The organism is Pseudomonas sp. Marseille-Q0931 (assembly GCF_940789645.1).
GTDB lineage: Bacteria > Pseudomonadota > Gammaproteobacteria > Pseudomonadales > Pseudomonadaceae > Aquipseudomonas.
Genome location: NZ_CALNWT010000001.1, coordinates 1,084,879 through 1,103,412, shown reverse-complemented (window position 1 = coordinate 1,103,412; position 18,534 = coordinate 1,084,879). Strand labels below are relative to the sequence as shown.

Annotated in this window: 16 protein-coding genes; 5 read left to right on the top strand and 11 right to left on the bottom strand. The window is 62.7% G+C overall.

Annotation, left to right across the window (positions count from 1 at the left end):
• Positions 1-62: 62 nt before the first annotated feature.
• From P3C50_RS05310 to P3C50_RS05300, 3 genes are all read right to left on the bottom strand, one after another.
• Positions 63-329, bottom strand: a complete 267-nt coding sequence (locus tag P3C50_RS05310) for a hypothetical protein (RefSeq protein WP_275545146.1) — start codon at positions 327-329, stop codon at positions 63-65.
• 172 nt (positions 330-501) lie between these two features.
• Positions 502-1,695 carry a catalase family protein gene (locus P3C50_RS05305; RefSeq protein ID WP_275545145.1) on the bottom strand — a complete coding sequence of 398 codons (1,194 nt, stop codon included), beginning with the start codon at positions 1,693-1,695 and terminating at the stop codon, positions 502-504.
• A 33-nt stretch (positions 1,696-1,728) separates the two neighbouring features.
• Positions 1,729-3,603, bottom strand: coding sequence for a di-heme-cytochrome C peroxidase (locus P3C50_RS05300; protein WP_275545144.1), 1,875 nt, complete (start codon positions 3,601-3,603; stop codon positions 1,729-1,731).
• Positions 3,604-4,048: 445 nt separating this feature from the next.
• Between P3C50_RS05300 and P3C50_RS05295 the strand changes: the two genes are divergently transcribed.
• Both P3C50_RS05295 and P3C50_RS05290 read left to right on the top strand, forming a co-directional pair.
• Positions 4,049-5,038 (top strand): sigma-54-dependent transcriptional regulator, encoded by a 990-nt coding sequence (locus P3C50_RS05295; protein ID WP_275545143.1) that lies wholly within the window; start codon positions 4,049-4,051, stop codon positions 5,036-5,038.
• A 68-nt stretch (positions 5,039-5,106) separates the two neighbouring features.
• Positions 5,107-5,574: a DUF3429 domain-containing protein gene (locus tag P3C50_RS05290; protein ID WP_275545142.1), complete on the top strand. Its 468-nt coding sequence runs from the start codon at positions 5,107-5,109 to the stop codon at positions 5,572-5,574.
• Here P3C50_RS05290 and P3C50_RS05285 read toward each other — a convergent pair.
• The 4 genes from P3C50_RS05285 to P3C50_RS05270 are packed head-to-tail and all read right to left on the bottom strand — an operon-like array spanning position 5,542 to position 8,966.
• Positions 5,542-6,093 carry an AAA family ATPase gene (locus P3C50_RS05285; protein ID WP_275545141.1) on the bottom strand — a complete coding sequence of 184 codons (552 nt, stop codon included), beginning with the start codon at positions 6,091-6,093 and terminating at the stop codon, positions 5,542-5,544. The two genes, P3C50_RS05290 and P3C50_RS05285, sit on opposite strands and share 33 nt — an antisense overlap.
• On the bottom strand, positions 6,090-6,659 hold the full coding sequence (pnuC, locus tag P3C50_RS05280; RefSeq protein ID WP_275545140.1) for a nicotinamide riboside transporter PnuC: 570 nt from the start codon (positions 6,657-6,659) through the stop codon (positions 6,090-6,092). The genes P3C50_RS05285 and pnuC overlap by 4 nt, the downstream gene beginning before the upstream one ends.
• A gap of 50 nt (positions 6,660-6,709) precedes the next feature.
• Positions 6,710-7,324 carry a hypothetical protein gene (locus P3C50_RS05275; RefSeq protein ID WP_275545139.1) on the bottom strand — a complete coding sequence of 205 codons (615 nt, stop codon included), beginning with the start codon at positions 7,322-7,324 and terminating at the stop codon, positions 6,710-6,712.
• Positions 7,325-7,331: 7 nt separating this feature from the next.
• Complete coding sequence (locus P3C50_RS05270; protein ID WP_275545138.1) at positions 7,332-8,966, bottom strand: methyl-accepting chemotaxis protein; 1,635 nt, start codon at positions 8,964-8,966, stop codon at positions 7,332-7,334.
• Positions 8,967-9,217: 251 nt separating this feature from the next.
• Between P3C50_RS05270 and P3C50_RS05265 the strand changes: the two genes are divergently transcribed.
• Together P3C50_RS05265 and P3C50_RS05260 are read left to right on the top strand one after the other, a co-directional pair.
• A complete protein-coding gene (locus P3C50_RS05265) occupies positions 9,218-10,048 on the top strand; it encodes an undecaprenyl-diphosphate phosphatase (RefSeq protein WP_275545137.1) in 831 nt (276 codons plus the stop codon).
• On the top strand, positions 10,027-10,767 hold the full coding sequence (locus P3C50_RS05260; RefSeq protein ID WP_275545344.1) for a DUF1294 domain-containing protein: 741 nt from the start codon (positions 10,027-10,029) through the stop codon (positions 10,765-10,767). Before P3C50_RS05265 ends, P3C50_RS05260 begins: the two co-directional genes overlap by 22 nt.
• On the opposite strand, the gene P3C50_RS05255 is transcribed toward P3C50_RS05260, so the two are convergent.
• Both P3C50_RS05255 and P3C50_RS05250 read right to left on the bottom strand, forming a co-directional pair.
• The gene (locus P3C50_RS05255; protein WP_275545136.1) at positions 10,753-11,106 is read right to left on the bottom strand and encodes an MmcQ/YjbR family DNA-binding protein; all 354 of its coding nucleotides are present in this window, start codon (positions 11,104-11,106) and stop codon (positions 10,753-10,755) included. The two genes, P3C50_RS05260 and P3C50_RS05255, sit on opposite strands and share 15 nt — an antisense overlap.
• Positions 11,107-11,117: 11 nt before the next feature.
• Positions 11,118-11,906, bottom strand: coding sequence for an AadA family aminoglycoside 3''-O-nucleotidyltransferase (locus P3C50_RS05250; RefSeq protein ID WP_275545135.1), 789 nt, complete (start codon positions 11,904-11,906; stop codon positions 11,118-11,120).
• A 117-nt stretch (positions 11,907-12,023) separates the two neighbouring features.
• Here P3C50_RS05250 and P3C50_RS05245 point away from each other — a divergent pair, with 117 nt between their 5' ends.
• Positions 12,024-13,880 (top strand): diguanylate cyclase, encoded by a 1,857-nt coding sequence (locus tag P3C50_RS05245; RefSeq protein WP_275545134.1) that lies wholly within the window; start codon positions 12,024-12,026, stop codon positions 13,878-13,880.
• Between the two features lie 69 nt (positions 13,881-13,949).
• Here P3C50_RS05245 and P3C50_RS05240 read toward each other — a convergent pair whose 3' ends face one another.
• Positions 13,950-15,338, bottom strand: a complete 1,389-nt coding sequence (locus P3C50_RS05240; protein WP_275545133.1) for an efflux transporter outer membrane subunit — start codon at positions 15,336-15,338, stop codon at positions 13,950-13,952.
• Positions 15,335-18,514: an efflux RND transporter permease subunit gene (locus P3C50_RS05235; RefSeq protein WP_017360948.1), complete on the bottom strand. Its 3,180-nt coding sequence runs from the start codon at positions 18,512-18,514 to the stop codon at positions 15,335-15,337. Before P3C50_RS05235 ends, P3C50_RS05240 begins: the two co-directional genes overlap by 4 nt.
• Positions 18,515-18,534 lie beyond the last annotated feature (20 nt).

Sequence of the window (18,534 nt, the reverse complement as noted above, 5' to 3'; positions counted from 1 at the left end):
AACGGGGCCAAGCGTGCTTTCCGTACAGAGTGTCGGGGCGCACAAGGCGCCCCGAAAAAGACTTACTCCGGCATGCTCCACGGTGCCAGGTCGAAACCCTGGCTGCGCAGCTCATCACGGGAGTGCTGCAGCGCATCTTCCAGCTGTTGCGGGTCGCTGTAGGTGGCGCAGGACAGCTGGCGACCTAGCAGGCGGGTGCTGGTGCGGTCGACGACGCTGATGTTGATGATGCCGGTGCCGTCCTGCGGAGCCCAAGCCACGCACTGGAACGGGCGAAAGGCACGATCGGCAATCAGCAAGGCTTCGTTGAAACGCAGCGGTGTGTTCATGGGTTCGGTTTCTCCGAGTTGATCCCAACAATTAATTGCGGCCAGCTTGTTGGCCTTACATTGCTGTTGATGAACTGAGCGAACCCATAAGTCACACATCGCTGAAAAAAGTTTTATTGCTGTGCGAAGTGCCTCGGTAAAAAACTTCTGGCGTCTCGGCGATTACAACTTTCTACTGTGAAAGTTCCTCCTGCGCTTCCTCTGCGATCGCCTGCGGCTCAGGCGCAGCGGGGGCTGGGGCGTTGCGCTGATGGCGGTAGGCGCTTACGGCTTCATATACCGACTTGCGCAAACGGTTTATGCCGCCGATAGGACGGTGTTCGGGTAACGCATGCCAGGGGTTGAAGGACAAATTGTCGCAGAAGAGATTTTGGTCGCGGCTGTCGAAGTCCTGCGGCTGCACGGTAATACGCGCGACGCTTTCAAAGGGCGATATCTTTTCGTTCCATTCCACTGTCGGATCTTCGATGGGCATGTAGTGCTGCGCGTTCTGTTTTTGCACCTGAAGTTCGAAGCACGCCGGTGCGCGATCCAGTGACAGTTGCTGGTAAAGCGCATTGCGCAGGAAGTTGGGTAAGTCGGTGTTCTGTTCCGGCAGTTCATAGGGTGGGCAGTTCTGCGCAGACGGTATGACTCGGTACTTGATGTTCAGCTCGCCGAGCTTGAACGGTGCAATGGAATTGTAGGTGGTAGCCACCGGGCTTTCCGGTGCAGGCGCCAGGGTTTTCAGGGCGATGATCAGGTGGCGTATTTCCCAGGTGCGCGGGTCCCAGCTGGGAAAGAACGCCAGGGCCTTCTTGCCGTCGGCCTGGGCGGCGAAGTTGCTGCGGTATTCCGCCACGTCGCGGACGAAGAAAGCAGGGTGATTGAACATCACGAAATCCTGCTCGCCAGCATGTGCCGGGCTCTTCATGAGTTTCTCACCCGGTACGTCGAGCAGCTTGATGGCCATGCCGCGGGCATCGCGGGCGCGGTCGAATTGCGGATAGGCGTTGCCGTTGGACAGGCGCATCCAGGCTTGCCAGGTATGCCCTGGCTTACTGAACACGCCTTGGCGCAATGATTCGTCCAGCGTATCCAGCACCTGCATCTCTGCCCTGACGCAGCCGTGTGCCTTGGCATGGGCATCGCGCAGCACGCGGGTATTGTCACGATGCTGCTCGACGATGCGCACCGCATCTTCGATGATCAGCCGGCTCAGGGCGGCTTCATCCGGAGCGATTTCTTCTTCAGTGGAAACCGGGCCGGAGAATTTCCAGGCGTAATAGGCCTCGCCCAATCCCCAGCCAACCAGGCCGAGCAGCGCGACGGTGAGCAGCAGTTTGCCGAGCAGGCGACCGAGCCAGAGCCACAAGCGTTTCAACATCGTTGCAATCCTTGTTCTAGGTATCGGTTGAAATCAGCCTTCGCAGCTCGGGCCGGGCGTCCAGGGGCGTACCGGCACATCGCTGAGCTGGGTTTCCAGTTCGGCATTGCCGAGCACCTTGAGGTATTCGATCAGCGCCAGACGCTCGTCCGGCGACAGGGCGCGGCCGATCACGCCTTCCTGGCGGCAGCCGTCGCGAAACTCATGACCGCCGTTGCCATTGCCGGTGACCCTGGTGTCGAGCAGGAAGCCGCCCTCGAACTCTTCGCTGCGATAGCCCACGCGTACCGGGTCGTATTCGAAGTTGCCGACCCAGAACTTGGCTTGTCGTTCGTAAACGGGGGAGAGCAGCTCGAATAGATTGGGCACCGAACCGTTATGCAGGAACGGCGGGGTGGCCCAGATGCCGTCCAGTGGGCGCGCCTTATAGCCGCGCTTTTCCTGAACGCCGATGGGCAGGCCGTAGCCATCCATTTCCTGGCGCTGGCGCGGCCCGATGCCGGCGTCCTGATAGGCGCGGTTTTCCACATAGGCGGTGATGTAGGCAAGGGCCTTGGCACTGGAAATGCTCTTGAAATCCACATCGTCGAGGCTGGCGCCGTATAGCTTTACGTCAAGCTTCGACAGTTCGGCCTTGGTCCAGCCCAGGCGGCTGATGTCGAAACGATGATCGGCGATATTGTCGGCAGTGGTTGGATCGGTACCGACGATGCTGACCGGCACCACGCGCATTTTCCACTCGGGATCGCGTGATGGCGCCAGACGCTCATCCCGCGGTTTGGGATCGGCAGCGTGGCAGTAGGCGCAGTTTTCGCTGTAGAGGGCCTTGCCGCGACTGGCCAGGGGCAAATCCACCGTGCCGAATATGGCTTGTGGCCATTTCGGTGGCTGTAGCCGTTTCAAGGTTTCCTCGAGGGTGTACAGGTCGTGCAGGCGCACGCTGGAGGCGTAGCGATCGGCCTCGGCGACGCCTTTGCCGTGCTCGTCGAGCAGGTGCAGGCTGGCGCCGACGCCAAGGGCCTCGCCGACGTTGCGCGCCATCGGTTGCATGGCCGAGCCATTCCATTGCACCCAGTCGAACTTCCAGATGTCCCAGAGATGTGGGTAGCTCACCGGGGCATCGGCGATGCGGTAGTTGCGGTCGTCAAGGTCGTCGCCAAATACGGTGTTGGCGATACGGCCGAATGCATCGGTACGACCAAAGCCTTCCTCGGTCGGGTAAAGGCCACGATGCCAGTCGTTGAATGCAGTCGCCAGCAGGCGGTCGAGCACCTGTTTGAATTCCTCGCGCAACTGATCACGGCCTTGCTCGTACTGGTTGCCCAGCACTTGATGGGCGAAGCGACGGAATTTCAGCGGGTTGTAGTAAGTGAAGGCCATGCTCATGCCCAGCGCCTGGCCGAAGCCACCGCCGCGCAGGGTGGGTACGGTGGATGCCAGCGAATGCAGGGCGGCGCCGCCATCGATGCGCACGGCCTGGCCCTGGTAGCGCAGCTCACCGGTATGGCAGGCAGCGCAGCTGATATCGAGAAAGTGCTCGCCGCTCTCGCTGTCCTGATGCCTGGCGAAGCCGACGGGCAGGTTGCCGGGGTTGAGTGCACTTGGCTGCTGCCTGGGATCGGTGAGAAAGCCGAAGCGGGCCAGGTAATCGAGACGGGCGAACTTTTCCGTGCCGAAGGGCATTTCCAGCGCAGTGAACCAGTCGTAGCGCAGGCCTTTTACCGTGGTGCCTTGCGGTGTGTAGTAGTAAGTCTGGCGCTGCTCCTCGCTCCACTGCTGCAGATAATGCAACTCGTCTGGCTGCTGGTAGGTCGGCAGGTTGGGGTTGGCCACGTAGTACAACACCACCGCCAGACCGATCAACGCCAGCAAGATAACGAGTTTGAAAACACGGCGGAGCAGACGCATCGGAACATCCTTGTGGCGTTCTTATTAATTGGCTCGTTATGCCAATACTGCAGGCTGTTGGCAAGGTGCCATCGCGATGATCATGAAAACTGCGCAATAACCCACAGGAACAAGGCTTATAGATAAATGATCCATTAAGCGTCAAAGTTCTTGCTAGCGTTACACTTGTGTGCGCCAAAGCATTGTTTTTATTGGGATTACAAAATAATGGCGCCAAGGATGGAGTATGCAGGCTGTATCCGTAGTATCCCGGCGTTTATTGGTGCTCGAACCTTTCGCTGCATGCGAGACGTTGCTTGAGCCTTTGCGGGCGGCTGGCTGGACCTTGCAGCGTGGTCCGGCAGAGACCTTTACAGCCGATGGAGGTGATGCGCTTCTGCTTCACCTCGACCAGCAACCTGGGCACGCATTACTCCAACACCTGCAACGAACAGGGCTGTCGTGCGTGGCACTGCTGAATGCCCAGCGCCTGAAGCCAATCGACAGCGAAGTGCTCGTTGGGGACTGGTTCTTCGCAGTGCTGTCGCTACCGGTGGAAATTCCACGCCTAATGGAGGTTTTGCAGCAGGCGCAGGCAGCCACGCGCTTGCGCAGGCTTACAGCCGGGCGGCAATCATCTCAGTTTCTGGGCAATAGCGGCACGGCGCGAAGCTTGCGCAAGCACATGGAGTGCCTGAGTCGTGTCGACGGCCCGCTGCTCGTCAGCGGCGAGCGGGGCAGCGGCAAACATCTGCTGGCGCACTTGTTCCATCAGCGCAGCACCCGCCGGGCACAGGCCGTGCGCCTGGTGAATTGCGCCGAGTGCTTCGATGAGGCCGTCGTGGCTGCATCGAGTACTACCACCGTCCTGCTCGAACACGCCGCACAATTGCCCGATGCCGCGCAGCAGCGCTTGCTGGGTTACCTGCTGGTCCATCCTCGGGCCTCGCTGGTGACCCTCGATGGTGGAGAGCTGATGCAGGCTGTGCAGCAAAGACGCTTCAGCCGTGACCTGTTTCATCTGCTGGCGACGCAGCGACTGCACACGCCGAATCTGCGTGAGCAGCCTGGCGATCTGTTGCTGCTTGCCGAGCATTTCGCCAAACAGCATGGCGAGTTGGTCGGCCCCCAGAAGCGGCCTTTCAGCGAGGATGCGATCGATGCCATGCTCTGTCACGGCTGGCCGGGCAACGTAAGCGAACTGCGCAATCGCGTGATTCGCGCCCTGGTACTGGCGCAGGGGCGGCAGATCCAGGCCGAAGACCTGGGCTTGCAGTCGGTACAGGCCGACACCGCCTGCCCGGTGACACTCGAGGACTACATCCTGCGGGCCGAGCGCCAGGCGCTGAGCGACGTGTTGGGGCGTTACACGCACAACATGAGTCAGGCGGCGCGCACGCTGGGGATCTCGCGGCCGACTTTCTATCGCCTGTTGCACAAGCATCGTCTGCGCTGAAGCGCATGCTGTAACGCCCCAGAAACACTGCTAAGGTGCCTGGCAAACCTATCGCCAAGGAGATTTACATGCACCCGTTCGACGCCGCTAAGCCGCCGAAACTGGCCGTGTTGCTGGGTTATGCCGGGCTGCTGCCATTCCTCGGCGGCGCGCTGGGCATCTGGGTGATTCCCTTGGGCTGGCGACCCTTCGTGCTGGATGCCTTGCTGGATTTCTCGGCAGTGATCCTGGCCTTCATGGGTGCCATTCACTGGGGCTTGGCGATGCGCGCGGAAGAGACCGACGAGAATGCCAAGCTGCAGCTGGGGCTCTCGGTGATTCCGCCTATGCTGGGGTGGGCCGCCCTGGCTGGCGGACTGCCGATGGGGGTATCGCTGCTGATCTTCCTGTTCGCCTTCATCGGTCTGTACCTGGCCGATATGCACGCAGTACGCGTCGGGCTGGCACCGCAATGGTATCCGGCACTACGCACGCCGTTGACGCTGGTGGTGTGCCTGAGCCTGCTAGTGGCCTGGGCCAGCGTGCTGGTCAGTTGAACCGAGCAGCGCTGCGACCTGCTCAAGCGCTGCCTCGCGCCGTTCGCGCCAACTGCCGGACAGCTCGCTGAAGGGCTGGTCGTGTTTCAGCAGCCAGTCCCGACAGGCCTGATGAAAAGTCTGGCGCTCAGCCAGTTGCGGCTGGCAGCGCTGGCCATCCTCGACCCAGGGCACGCCCGCTGGGTCGAGCAGCAGATGCTGATCGTAGTGACGTGCAAGCAGCTCGATTTCCAGCCAACCTGGGCAATTGCCGAACAGAAATTGGCTCCACAGCATGTTGCTCAACAGGTGCGTGTCGAGAATCAGCAGCGGGGGGCTGGCTGCTCGCGCGGCATCCTCCCAAGTCAATTGCCCGCGGGCGATCTCGGCGATATCGGCATAGCAGGTATCGCGCTGCTGCTCGTCGATGAAGTGGCGCACATATTCGCCGACCACCACGCCACCGAAGCGCGTCTGTATTTCTTCTGCCAGCCAGCTCTTGCCGCTGGACTCCGGCCCCGTCAGCACCAGTACTTTCATGATGCGTACTGCAGGGCCGGATCGCGGCGCCAGCTCAGCCAGCCGCTGACGGCCAGGGCGGTGAAGGCGGCGTAGAGAGCAGCGGTGAGATACAGCTCGCTATACAGGAAGAACGCCACGTAGCAGAGGTCCACGACCACCCAAAGCAGCCAGCATTGCAGGCGTTTTTGCGCCATCCATAACTGCGCGACCAGGCTGAAGGCGGTCAGTGCCGAATCCAGCCAGGGCGAGCTGGCGTCTGTGTAGGTGGCCATCAGATAGCCGAGCAGCCAGGCGCCGAGCGCGCCGATCAGCAGGCCGGCGGCAACTGCGGGGAGTCCCAGGCGGCTGACCTTGCGCCCATCATGACGCTCACCGCCTCGGGTCCATTGCCACCAGCCGTAGAGCTGCAGTGCAGCGAACAGCAACTGCAGAAGCAGGTTGGAATACAGCCGCCAGTCGTAGAACAGCCAGGCGTAGAGCAGCACCATGACCAGGCCGATGGGCCAGCACCAGGGGTTCTGCCGGACGGTTAGCCAGACCGCGACGATGCCGAGCCCGGCAGCAATGAGTTCGAGCCAGGACATGCGGCGTCCTCAAGCGGGGAAAGGGTAGCGATTGTACTGATGTGGAGGGCTCAGCACACCAGGCTGTCGGCCTGCCGGTAGAGCATCAGCAGCTTGCGCGTGATGGTCTGCTGGATGTCGTCGCGTTCGAAGCTCGACAATCGTTCCAGACGCGCCAGTTGCAGGCGGTGCAGGTGAATGTAGGGCATTTGCTGGTCGAACTCGCGCAGATCGCCCTTCATCAGCACGGGTAGGAACAGATCGCCGATTTTCTTCTGGTTGCTGATGATCTGCGCCAGTGCCGGTTTGAATGGCATGGTCTTGGGCGCCGGCCCGCCATCCCTGATCTGGGTGCTGAGCAACAGCCCGGGTTTGCCCAGCACCTTGCCCGGCAGCACGCACAGGCCCGTCTTGCGAATGGCCTGGCTGTCGATGCCGTGCAGGGTGTCGTGGAACGCATAAGGGTTAGGCAGCACCACCATCTTGCGCCCGAGATCGCTGGGGAAATGCAAGCTGTAGTTGGTGTACAGCTGCCCCACCGACTCGGAATAGACGCACAGGCGGTTCTCGAACAGCTTGATGAAGCGCTCGGCCAGTTCGCGGCGGGCCATGCTGTCCAGGTCCCAGACCAGGTCCTGGTTCTGCGGCCGACTGAAATCGACCTCCTGATGTTGCATGCTGCTCATGCCTGCCTCATACACGGAATTGCCCGAGCAGGCGGTTGAGCTGGTCGGCCAGTTGCTTGAGGTGCTGACTGGCCGCACTCGACTGTTCGGCGGCTTCGGCTGTGTTGTGAGCCAGCGCCGCCGTCTGCGTGACGTTCTGGTTGATGTCTTCCACCACGTGCGACTGCTCCAGAGTGGCACTGGCGATCGAGGCGTTGAGCCCGGTCAGGTTGCGCAGCGACTGGGCGATCTGGGCAAGGCTTTCACCGGCCTGGCTGGCCTGTTCCACGGTCAACTGGGAAGCGCGGCTGCTGTCATGGATCACCTTGACCGCGGCCTCCGAGTTGCCTTGCAGGCGTTCGATCATGCCCTGGATTTCGGCCGTGGACTGCTGGGTACGTTGCGCCAGCAGCCGCACCTCATCGGCGACTACGGCGAACCCGCGGCCCTGTTCGCCTGCGCGTGCCGCCTCGATGGCGGCGTTGAGGGCAAGCAAGTTGGTCTGCTCGGCGATGGATCGGATCACTTCCAGTACGCTGCCGATCTGCGTGCTCTCGCTGGCCAGCGACTGGATCACCTCGACGGCCTTGTCGATGGTGCCCGAGAGCTGGTCGATCTGGCGCAGGCTCGCTTCGATGTTCCGCTGCCCCTGGCTGGCCTGTTCCTCGGCCGTGTGCATTTCACCGGAGGCGTGTTCGGCGTTCTTCGCTACGTCCTGCACGCCGTAGGTCACCTGGTTGACAGCGGTAGCCACCAGTTCCATCTGCTGCGCCTGCTGCTGGCTGTGGCGCTGCGCCTCACTGGAAATATCGCCGAGGCTGCGTGCGGCCTGGTCCAGCGAACCTGCCGAGTCGAGCATCTGCCGGATGACGTGGCGCAACTTGTCGGTAAAGGCATTGAAATAGGTTGCCAGCGAGGTGAGCTCGTCGCGGCCGTGGGTGTCGAGGTTGCGGGTCAAATCGCCTTCCCCGCTGGCGATGTTGGCCATTGCCTCAACCGCAGCTTGTAGCGGCCGCACGATGCTGCGGGTGATCAGCACCACCAGAGCGGCGAGGAGGAGGGCGATCAGCAGGCCGATGCTCATGGCCTTCAACGCCTGGGTCCTGAATTCCGCCTGCACGTCGTCGACATATACGCCGGAGCCGATGATCCAGCCCCAGGGCTGGAACAGCTCAACGTAGGAAATCTTCGGGACGGGGTCGCTGGCGCCTGGCTTCGGCCAGCGGTAGTCGACCTGGCCGGCGCCCTGGCTGCGGGTGATGGCGACCATCTCGTTGAACAGTGCCTTGCCGTCAGGGTCCTTGAAGCCGGAAAGGTTCTGGCCCTCGAGCTTGGCATTCATCGGGTGCATGAGCATGACCGGGGTCTGGTCGTTGATCCAGAAGTACTCCTGGCCGTCGTAGCGCAAGCCGCGTATCACTTCCATGGCCTGTTTCTGCGCTTCTTCTCGGCTAAGGCTGCCGGCACTTTCCAGACCATGGAAGTGCTTGAGGATGCCGGCAGCGCTCTGCACCACATGTTCGGTCTTTTCCGATTTGCCGAAATACAGGTCGGTGTGGATCTGGCGCAGCATGTAGGCGCCCTGCAGGACCAGGGTCAGGATGGCCAGTGCCAGGATCAGCCACAGGCGGCGGCTGATGGGAAGGCTGCGTAAGCTGTTCATGGACGAATACCTGATTGTTGTAATTGTCGGCTTCAGGGCAACTCAAGAGTGCGCGAGGCAATACTGTCACATCGCCGCATTATTCACTCTAGTTGTCTGATAGCATTTCGGCCGTTCGGTACAGAACCTGAGCAAGCACCGAGCTAGACCTACGCGAGGAACCTCCGCGGCGGGTTTGTGTCCCACGGCGGGATCTATGTTCCACGTTCTAGTTTTACGCGCAGGTGAGTCGCCGCGCTTTGGGGGATTTGATGGATATCTGGGCGGCCTTTCAGGCCCTGATTCTGGGCATCGTGGAAGGCCTGACCGAGTTCTTGCCGATTTCCAGCACCGGGCATCTGATCGTGGTGGGTGATCTGCTTGGCTTCAACGGCGAAACCGCGACAGCGTTCAAGATCATCATCCAGCTCGGCGCCATTCTGGCGGTCATATGGGAGTTCCGGGCGAAGGTGCTGGCAGTGGTGGTCGGCTTACCCAGTGACCCGAAGGCCCAACGCTTCAGCTTCAATCTGTTTCTGGCGTTCATTCCGGCGGTCATCTTCGGTCTGGCCTTCGCCGACCTGATCGAGCACTGGCTGTTCAATCCGATCACCGTCGCCATGGCGCTGATCATTGGCGGCATCATCATGCTCTGGGCGGAGAAGCGTGATCACAAGATCCAGGCCGACACGGTCGACGACATGAACTGGAAACTGGCTTTGAAGGTGGGCTTCGCCCAGTGCCTGGCGCTGATTCCGGGCACATCGCGCTCGGGTGCGACCATCATTGGCGGTCTGGTATTCGGTCTGTCGCGCAAGGCCGCGACCGAGTTTTCGTTCTTCCTGGCCATGCCGACCATGGTCGCAGCCACGGTCTATTCGTTGTTCAAGTACCGCGACATTCTGCAGATGAGCGACCTGCCGATTTTCGCCATCGGCTTCGTCAGCACCTTTATCGTGGCGATGATCACCGTGCGTGCACTGCTCAAGTTCATTACCAGCCACAGTTATGCGGTGTTCGCCTGGTATCGCATCGCTTTTGGCCTGGTGATTCTCGCTACCTGGCAGCTGCACCTGATCGACTGGAGCACGGCGCAGCCGTAATCGGCAACGAGCGCAAGGGGCGCCTGAAAAGCTGGGACGACGCCAAGGGCTTCGGTTTCATTCAGCCGGAAAACGGCGGGGCAGAGGTTTTCGCGCATATCTCGGTGATGCGTGGCGACCGGCGCCCGCAGCCGGGGGATGACGTACTGTTCATCGAAGGGCGCGACCCGCGTGGCCGGCCGCGCGCCGAACACCTGCGCCTGACCGGCGAGTTGAGCCTCGACCGCCAGGCGATCCGGCGCACGCCGAAAAGTCCCAGCCCGGCCGCTTCGGTAGCGCGAAAGACGTCCGCCAGATCCGCGCACAAGGCAGTGGCTAAGGGTTCTATCCAGAACTTCTCCGGCAAAGCGGTGATGCTCGCTTTGCTGTGCGCCTTGCCACTGCTGGGCGCACTGCAGCTATCAGGCAAGGGCCTCGGGTGGATATTGCCGCTTTATCTGCTGGCCAGTCTGCTGAGCTTCGTGCAGTACTGGCTGGACAAACGCAGCGCCCAAAACGGTGGCCGCCGCACAGCGGAAAACACCTTGCATCTGGTGGAGCTGGCCGGTGGTTGGCCGGGCGCTCTGATTGCCCAACAGGCCTTCAGGCACAAGACACGCAAGGCGTCCTATCAGACGGTTTTCTGGCTGATCGTCGCTGCACATCAGATATTCTGGATCGACCTGCTGTTGCTCGATGGCGCCTACATCGCCCGCCACATCCCCTTATTCGTCCAGTAGCAGGCCGGGTCGCAGGCGTTTGGGCAGCCTGCGTACCACCAGTTGATGCGAGCGAGTCAGCAACTGGCGCAGCTCGTCGTCGCCCAGCGGCAACTGCCGGGCGCTCATGCTGATCCAGCGAGCGCGGGCCAGATAGGGCGCAGGGCGCACGCCCGGGCGGTCGACATAGCCAAGAAACAGATCGTCATCGACCTTGAAGGCCAGGTCTTCGCCGAGGAAGTCGAGGATGGCGAACATCTTGTTGCCCGCCACCGAGAACACCCGGTTGCTGCCCCACTTGAGGTCTTCGCGAGCGCCGGGCAGGGCGAGACAGAATGCGGCGATCTGGTCGGCTGTCATTGGCTTCTCCATCATGAGCAAGTCCGTCGACTGGGCGACTGACGGTGCAGCCGTTCGATTTGGCGCCGCGCATAACCGACGAAGTCGGCCAGTGCCTGCGGTCGCTGGGCCAGGTCATCCCGCGCCTGCCCCAGATAAACGTCTCGCGCAGTTTCCAGCAGCGGCCGGTGTGCCTGGGGTAAGCGCTCGAGCAGCCAGTTGGCGGCAACGTCCTTGGCGGCGATCTCGCCGCTGCTCAGCGTCAGCCAGATGCGCGCCAGGGCCAGTATCACGTTGCACTCATCGCCCAGCCAGTCGTCCGGCCCGTTCCATTGCGCTGCGGTGTCGTGCAGTGCGCGAAACATGTCCGCCTCGGGCACCGGTTCGAACAGTTCGGCAGCCGGTGGGCCGAGCAGGCTGATACCGTGCAGGCGCACCTGGCTCAGGAGGATGGCCAGGTCATGATCGGCCATGGCGGGCTCAAAGCGACCCGCCTGCAGATCGTCGCGCAGCCATTCGCCGAACTGCAGTTCGCGCATCGGTCGGTAGCGCCAGGGGCGCACGGCGTCATGTACCAGTACCGTCACCTCCAGAGGGCGCAGGTAAACGGTGGCCGGCCAGGCCGACAACCGCAGCAGGTCCGTCATCAGGGCCTGGCGCGTCTCGTCGCTCAGCGACGTGCTGACGGTGACCAGCAGGTCGATATCGCTTCCTGGCCTTAGGCCGCCAGCGACAGCGGAGCCGAACAGGTGCACGGCCAATAGCGTATCGCCCAGGTGGTGGCGCAGGAGGGCGAGGGCGTTGATGGTCTGTGAGTGCATGATATTGGCACCATGGATCGCGACTTGGTTGTCGCTGTTCGGCCATTGTCTTGTAGACTCTGGCTCCCTGTCATCGCCTGAGCTGGGGCTCGTCCGCGTCCCAGCCGATACCTTTCCATGAATCGCCATCGCCGCTTCCGGTTCTATTTCTGGCTCATGCTGGGCTTGTTGCTGCTCCCGCTGCAGGCAGGGGCCGCGGCTGGCTCTATCGACGCTGCGCAGCTGGAGCAGGATCCCGTATCACTGACCGCTCATGTGGCAATGCTGGAAGATTCTACTCGCACCCTGACTTTCGAGGTCGTTAGCTCTGTCGATATGGCTGAGCACTTTCATCATCAGCCGGTCGACAGCGCCTCGTTTGCGCTGGGCTTTACCCATTCGGCCTACTGGTTTCGTCTTGAAGTCGGCAACTCCAGCGACCAGTCGCTGACGCGCCTGTTGGCGGTCGACAACCCGCGTATCTCCCTGGTCGATGCCTACGTACCGGACGGGCAGGGTGGCTATCGGGCCTGGTTCACCGGGGCTGATCGCCCGCAGAGCGGCAAGGCCTACGACAATCGCAACTTCGTCTTCCCGCTGCACCTGTCGGCGCACTCGCAGCAGGTGGTGTACCTGCGGGTCGAGTCGAGCATCGGTCTACTGGTGCCGTTGCAGCTCTGGTCGGCGCAGGCGTTCCATGCCTACGAGCGCGAAGACTACATGGCGCGAGCCGGTTATATGGGCATCGCCGTTGCGATGATCCTGTTCAACCTGATGCTGTTCATCGCCCTGCGCGAGCGCATCTATCTGCTGTATGTGACCTTCGTGCTGTGCGCCGTCTGCACCCTGACGATCAAGAATGGCATGGCGCCGGACTGGACGTTGTTCGGTCTGCCGCTCAACTCCAACGTGGCCTATTACTCAGGCGCATCGCTGGCGTTGAGTGGGATGTTGCTGTTCATGCGCAGCATGTTGCCGACCGCACGCCTGTTGCCGCGGATGGACCGCTGGTTGCTGGCGTTGGTGGCGCTGTATCTGGTTTCGCCATTGATCTACGCCATTGCCTTGCCGCAGGTTTCACGCGTGGCCATCGTGGTCAATCTGCTCACTGCCTTCGTGATGCTCGGCGTAGGCGTGGCCTGCGCCCTCAAACGTCAGCGCAGCGCTTACTTCTTTCTCGCGGCCTTCGGCCTGCTGATTTTGGGGGGCGCCACCACCAGCCTGCGTGCCATGGGCCTGTTGCCGACCAACGCCTTCACGGTGGACGGCCTGCAGCTCGGCTCGTCGCTGGAGATGCTATTGCTGGCCTTCGCCCTGGCTGACCGTATCAATGTCATGCGTCAGGAAAAACTGCAGGCGCAGGCGGCGTTGCTGCAGGCCCAGGAACACCTGGTGGAAACCCTGCAGCGCTCCGAGCGCGAACTGGAACACCGCGTGGCCGAGCGCACCGAAGCGCTGCAGGTACTCAATAGCCGACTGGAAACCCTCAGCCTGACCGACGCCCTGACAGGCATCGCCAACCGCCGGCATTTCGACGAGGTGCTGGCCAGGGAGTGCAAGCGCGCTCAGCGTGTCGGCGAGCCGCTGGCCCTGGCCGTGCTGGATGTCGACTGGTTCAAGGCCTACAACGACCATTACGGCCACCCGGCTGGCGATAGCTGTCTGCAGCACGTTGCGCAAACCCTGGCCGCGACCATCAGCCGCTCCACCGACCTGGTGGCGCGCTATGGCGGTGAGGAGTTCGTCTTTCTCGCACCTTCTACCGGGCTTGCCGGGGCGCAGAGCATGGCGGAGAAACTGGTGAGGGCGGTCGAAGCACTGGCGTTGCCGCACGAGCGTTCGCCGTTGGGCCACGTCAGCATCAGCGTCGGCATTGCTTCGATGCAGGGCGATGCCGGCAGTTCGGCGCAGACGCTGCTGCAACGGGCCGATGCGGCGCTGTATCGGGCCAAGAGCCAAGGCCGCAATCGCGTGGTGTGTGACGGGCAGGCATAAAAAAGCCCCAGAGCATCCACCCTGGGGCTGAGGAAAGGTCGGCAAGGCTGCCGACCGGGGAGAGACGTTTCAGGCCTGCGGTTGCCAACCACCGCCGAGCGCCTTGTAGATCGCGACAATGCCGCTGTACAGCTCGGTCTCGGCGGACGCTTGCGCATCTTCGGCGGCCAGGCGCTCGCGCTCGGCATCGAGCAGGACGAGAAAGTCCACCGTACCTTCGCGATAGCGAATCGCGGCCTGATCGGCAGCAGCGCGGCTGGCTTCGGCCTGGCGTACCAGGGAAACCAGGCGCTGCTGGCGCTTGGCGTAATCGCTGAAGGCGTTTTCCGATTCTTCCAGCGCCAGTAATACCTGCTGTTCGTACTGCGCCAGGGCGCCGTCGGCCTCGGCTTCGGCGCCGCGCAGACGGGCGCGCACGCTACTCAGGTCGAAGGCCGCCCAGCTGATGCTCGGTGCTACGCCCCAGGCGCGGGCTGCCGAGGCGCCCAGTTGCGAGCCACGACCAGCGGTGAAGCCGAGAAAACCGGAGAGGCTGACTCGCGGGAACAGATCCGCCGTCGCCACGCCAACCTCCGCAGTGGCTGCCGCCAACTGCCGCTCGGCCGCCTGGATATCCGGGCGACGGCGCAGCAGTTCGCCCGGATTGCCGATCGGCAGCGCCTTGGCGATCACCGGCAGGGGTTTGGGCGACAGGTCGATCTGCAGTTGTTCCGGGCGCTGGCCGAGCAGGGTGGCGATGCGGTTCTGCGCGCGCACCTGTTGCGCCTGCAATTGCGGCAGGCTGGCTTCGGTTGCCGCCAGTCGGGCATCGGCGCGCAACACATCGAGCTCGGTGCCGACACCGGCATCGCGTAACTGCTCGGTGATGGCGCGCGAGTCCTGCTGGTTCTTCAGGTTCTCGCGGGCGATGCTTTCACGTAGTTGCGCGCCGCGCAGGGTGCCGTAGGCGTCGACCAGTTCGGCGATCAGGCTGACCTGCAACTGGTAGTAGTCGGCCTCGGCCACTTCGATGCGCGCCTCGCTGGCTTCCAGCTGGCGCTGGATGCGACCGAACAGGTCCAGCTCCCAGGCCATGTCCAGGCCCAGGTCATAGCGCTCCTGACGGATACGCTCTTCGCTGACCGGCGGCTGCTGCGCCTTGCCGAATTCACCGCTGGCGCGGCTGGTGACGGTGGGCAGGCGGTCATTGGCCACGTCATCGCGAATGGCACGTGCCGCACGCAGGCGGTTGAACGCCACGCGCAGCTCGCGGTTGTCCTGCAGCGAACGCTGCACCAGCTGGTTCAGCGTCGGGTCGTCGAACTGTTGCCACCAGGCAGCTTCGAACCGGCTGCGGTCGTAGTCAGCCGCCTCCAGCGCGGCGATGCGCGCGGGTTCGGTAGCAGGTGCTCGGTAGTCCGGGCCAACGGCGCAGGCCGATAGCGCCAGGGTCAGGAGAGCGGGAACAAAGGCTTTCATGCATGCGACTCCTGCAGGCGGGCGGCTTTGCGGGCTTCGCGTTTTTCCACGAAGCCACGGATCAGGACATAGAACACCGGCGTCAGCAGCAGGCCGAAGAAGGTCACGCCGATCATCCCGGAGAACACCGCCACGCCCATGGCATGACGCATCTCGGCGCCGGCACCGGAGGAGAGCACCAGCGGCACCACGCCCATGATGAAGGCGATGGAGGTCATCAGGATCGGACGCAGACGCAGGCGGCAGGCTTCCAGTACGGCAGCGACGCGATCCATGCCTTCTTCCTGTTTGTCCTTGGCGAACTCCACCAGCAGGATGGCGTTCTTGCAGGCCAGGCCCACCAGTACGATCAGGCCGATCTGGGTGAAGATGTTGTTGTCGATGCCGGCCATGATCACGCCGGTGATGGCGGCGAGCAGTACGGTCGGTACGATCAGGATCACCGCCAGCGGCAGACTCCAGCTTTCGTACTGGGCAGCCAGCACGAGGAAGGCCAGCAGCACGCAGAGCGGGAAGATGAAGATCGCGGTATTGCCGGCGAGAATCTGCTGGTAGGTCAGGTCGGTCCACTCGTAGGTCATACCGATTGGCAGTTCTTCTTCCAGCAGCTTGGCGATGGCGGCTTCGGCCTGGCCCGAGCTGTAGCCCGGCGCGGCGGCACCGTTGATCTCGGCAGTGAGGAAGCCGTTGTAGTGCATCACCCGATCCGGGCCTGCGCTGTCATCGACCTTGACGAAGGTCGACAGCGGTACCATCTCGCCACGGTTGTTGCGCACCTTGAGCTGGCCGATTTGCTCCGGCTCCAGGCGGAACTGCTGGTCAGCCTGGACGTTGACCTGGTAGGTGCGGCCGAAGCGGTTGAAGTCGTTGGCATACAGCGAGCCCAGGTACACCTGCAGGGTGTCGAAGATGTCGCTGATGGCTACGCCATGGGTCTTGGCCTTTTCACGGTCGATGGCGGCATCGACCTGCGGCACGTTGACCTGATAGCTGGTGAACACCGACATCGGGTTCAGCTCCGGCAACTGGCGGGCCTTGCCCAGAATGTTCTGGGTCTGCGTATACAGCTCTTCGTAGCCCAGGTTGCCACGGTCCTGAACCTGCAGGCGGAAGCCGCCGATGGTGCCCAGGCCCTGTACCGGTGGTGGCGGGAAGATGGCGATATAGGCGTCCTGAATCTCTCCGAACTGGCCGTTGAGTTCCGCGGCAATGGCGTTGGCGGACAGGTGATCGTCCTTGCGCTGGTCGAAGTCCTTCAGTGCAACGAACACGATGCCGCTGTTGGGACTGTTGGTGAACCCGTTGATCGACAGGCCCGGGAACGCCACGGTGTTTTCCACGCCCGGATATTTGCCGGCGATCTCGCTCATGCGCTTGATCACCGATTCGGTACGATCCAGCGTTGCGGCGTCCGGCAGTTGGGCGAAGGCCACCAGGTACTGCTTGTCCTGCTGCGGTACGAAGCCGGTCGGGGTGCTGGAAAAGCCCAGATAACCGAGTGCCAGCAGGCCGCCGTAGACCAGCATGGCGATGCTGCTGCCGCGCAGGACGCGGCGCACGGTGCCGACGTAGCCACTACTGGCGCGGTCGAACATGCGGTTGAACGGGCCGAACAGCCAGCCCCCGAAGAGTTTGTCGAGCACACGCGAGAAGCGGTCCTTCGGCGCGTGATGGTCCTTGAGCAGGATGGCCGACAGGGCTGGCGACAGGGTCAGCGAGTTGACCGCGGAAATCACCGTGGAAATCGCGATGGTCAGTGCGAACTGCTGGTAGAACTGCCCGGTGAGGCCGGAGATGAACGCGGTCGGCACGAATACCGCGCACAGCACCAGGGCGGTGGCGACGATGGGGCCGGTCACTTCCTTCATGGCCTGGCGTGTGGCTTCCACCGGCGTCTTGCCCAGGGCGATATTGCGCTCGACGTTCTCCACCACGACGATGGCGTCGTCCACCACGATACCGATGGCCAGCACCAGGCCGAACAGCGAAAGGGCATTGAGCGAGAAGCCGAACAGGTGCATTACCGCGAAGGTACCGATCAGCGATACCGGCACGGCGGCCAGCGGGATGATCGACGCGCGCCAGGTCTGCAGGAACAGGATCACCACCAACACCACCAGCACGATGGCTTCGAGCAGGGTGTGCACCACCGCCTCGATGGAGCCGCGGACGAAGATGGTCGGGTCATAGACGATTTCGTAGTCCATGCCCTGTGGGAAGCTCTGCTTGAGCTCGGCCATGCGCTCGCGCACCGAGTCGGAAAGCGCGATGGCGTTGGAGCCGGGGCGCTGGAATACCGGCATGGCCACAGCTGGCTGGTTGTTCAGCAACGAGCGCAGGGCGTACTGGTTGGAGCCCAACTCGACCCGCGCGATATCACGCAGGCGGGTGATCTCGCCGTTGTCGCCGACGCGGATGATGATGTTCTCGAACTCTTCCTCGGTGACCAGGCGGCCCTGGGTGTTGATCGACAGCTGGAAGCTGTTGCCGGCATCGGCCGGTGGCGCGCCGAGGGCGCCAGCGGCGACCTGGCGGTTCTGCTCACGAATGGCGTTGACCACATCGGTGGCGGTAAGCCCGCGCGAGGCTACCTTGTTCGGGTCGAGCCACACGCGCAGCGAGTAGTTGCCCATGCCGAACAGTTGCACGTCGCCGACACCGTCCAGGCGCGCCAGCTCGTCCTTGACGTTGAGCGCGGCGTAGTTGGACAGGTAGAGCATGTCGTAGCGCTGGTCCGGCGAGGTCAGGTGCACCACCATGGTCAGGTCCGGGGAGGCCTTGTCCACGGTCACGCCAAGGCGCTGCACTTCGGTGGGCAGGGTCGGCATGGTGCGGGTGACGCGGTTCTGCACCTGCACCTGGGCGTTGTCCAGGTCGGTGCCGAGGGCGAAGGTCACGGTCAGGGTCAGCTTGCCGTCGTTGGTCGACTGCGACGACATGTAGAGCATGCCTTCGACACCGACGATGGCCTGTTCCAGCGGTGAGGCGACGGTTTCACCGATCACCTTGGGGTTGGCGCCGGGGAAGTTGGCGCGCACCACTACGGTCGGCGGCACCACTTCCGGGTACTCGCTGATGGGCAGCTGGAACAGCGAGATGGCACCGCCGATCAGGATCAGCAGCGACAGCACGGCGGCGAAGATCGGCCGCTGGATGAAGAATTGCGAGAAATTCATGGGTCTGTCCTCAAGGCGCG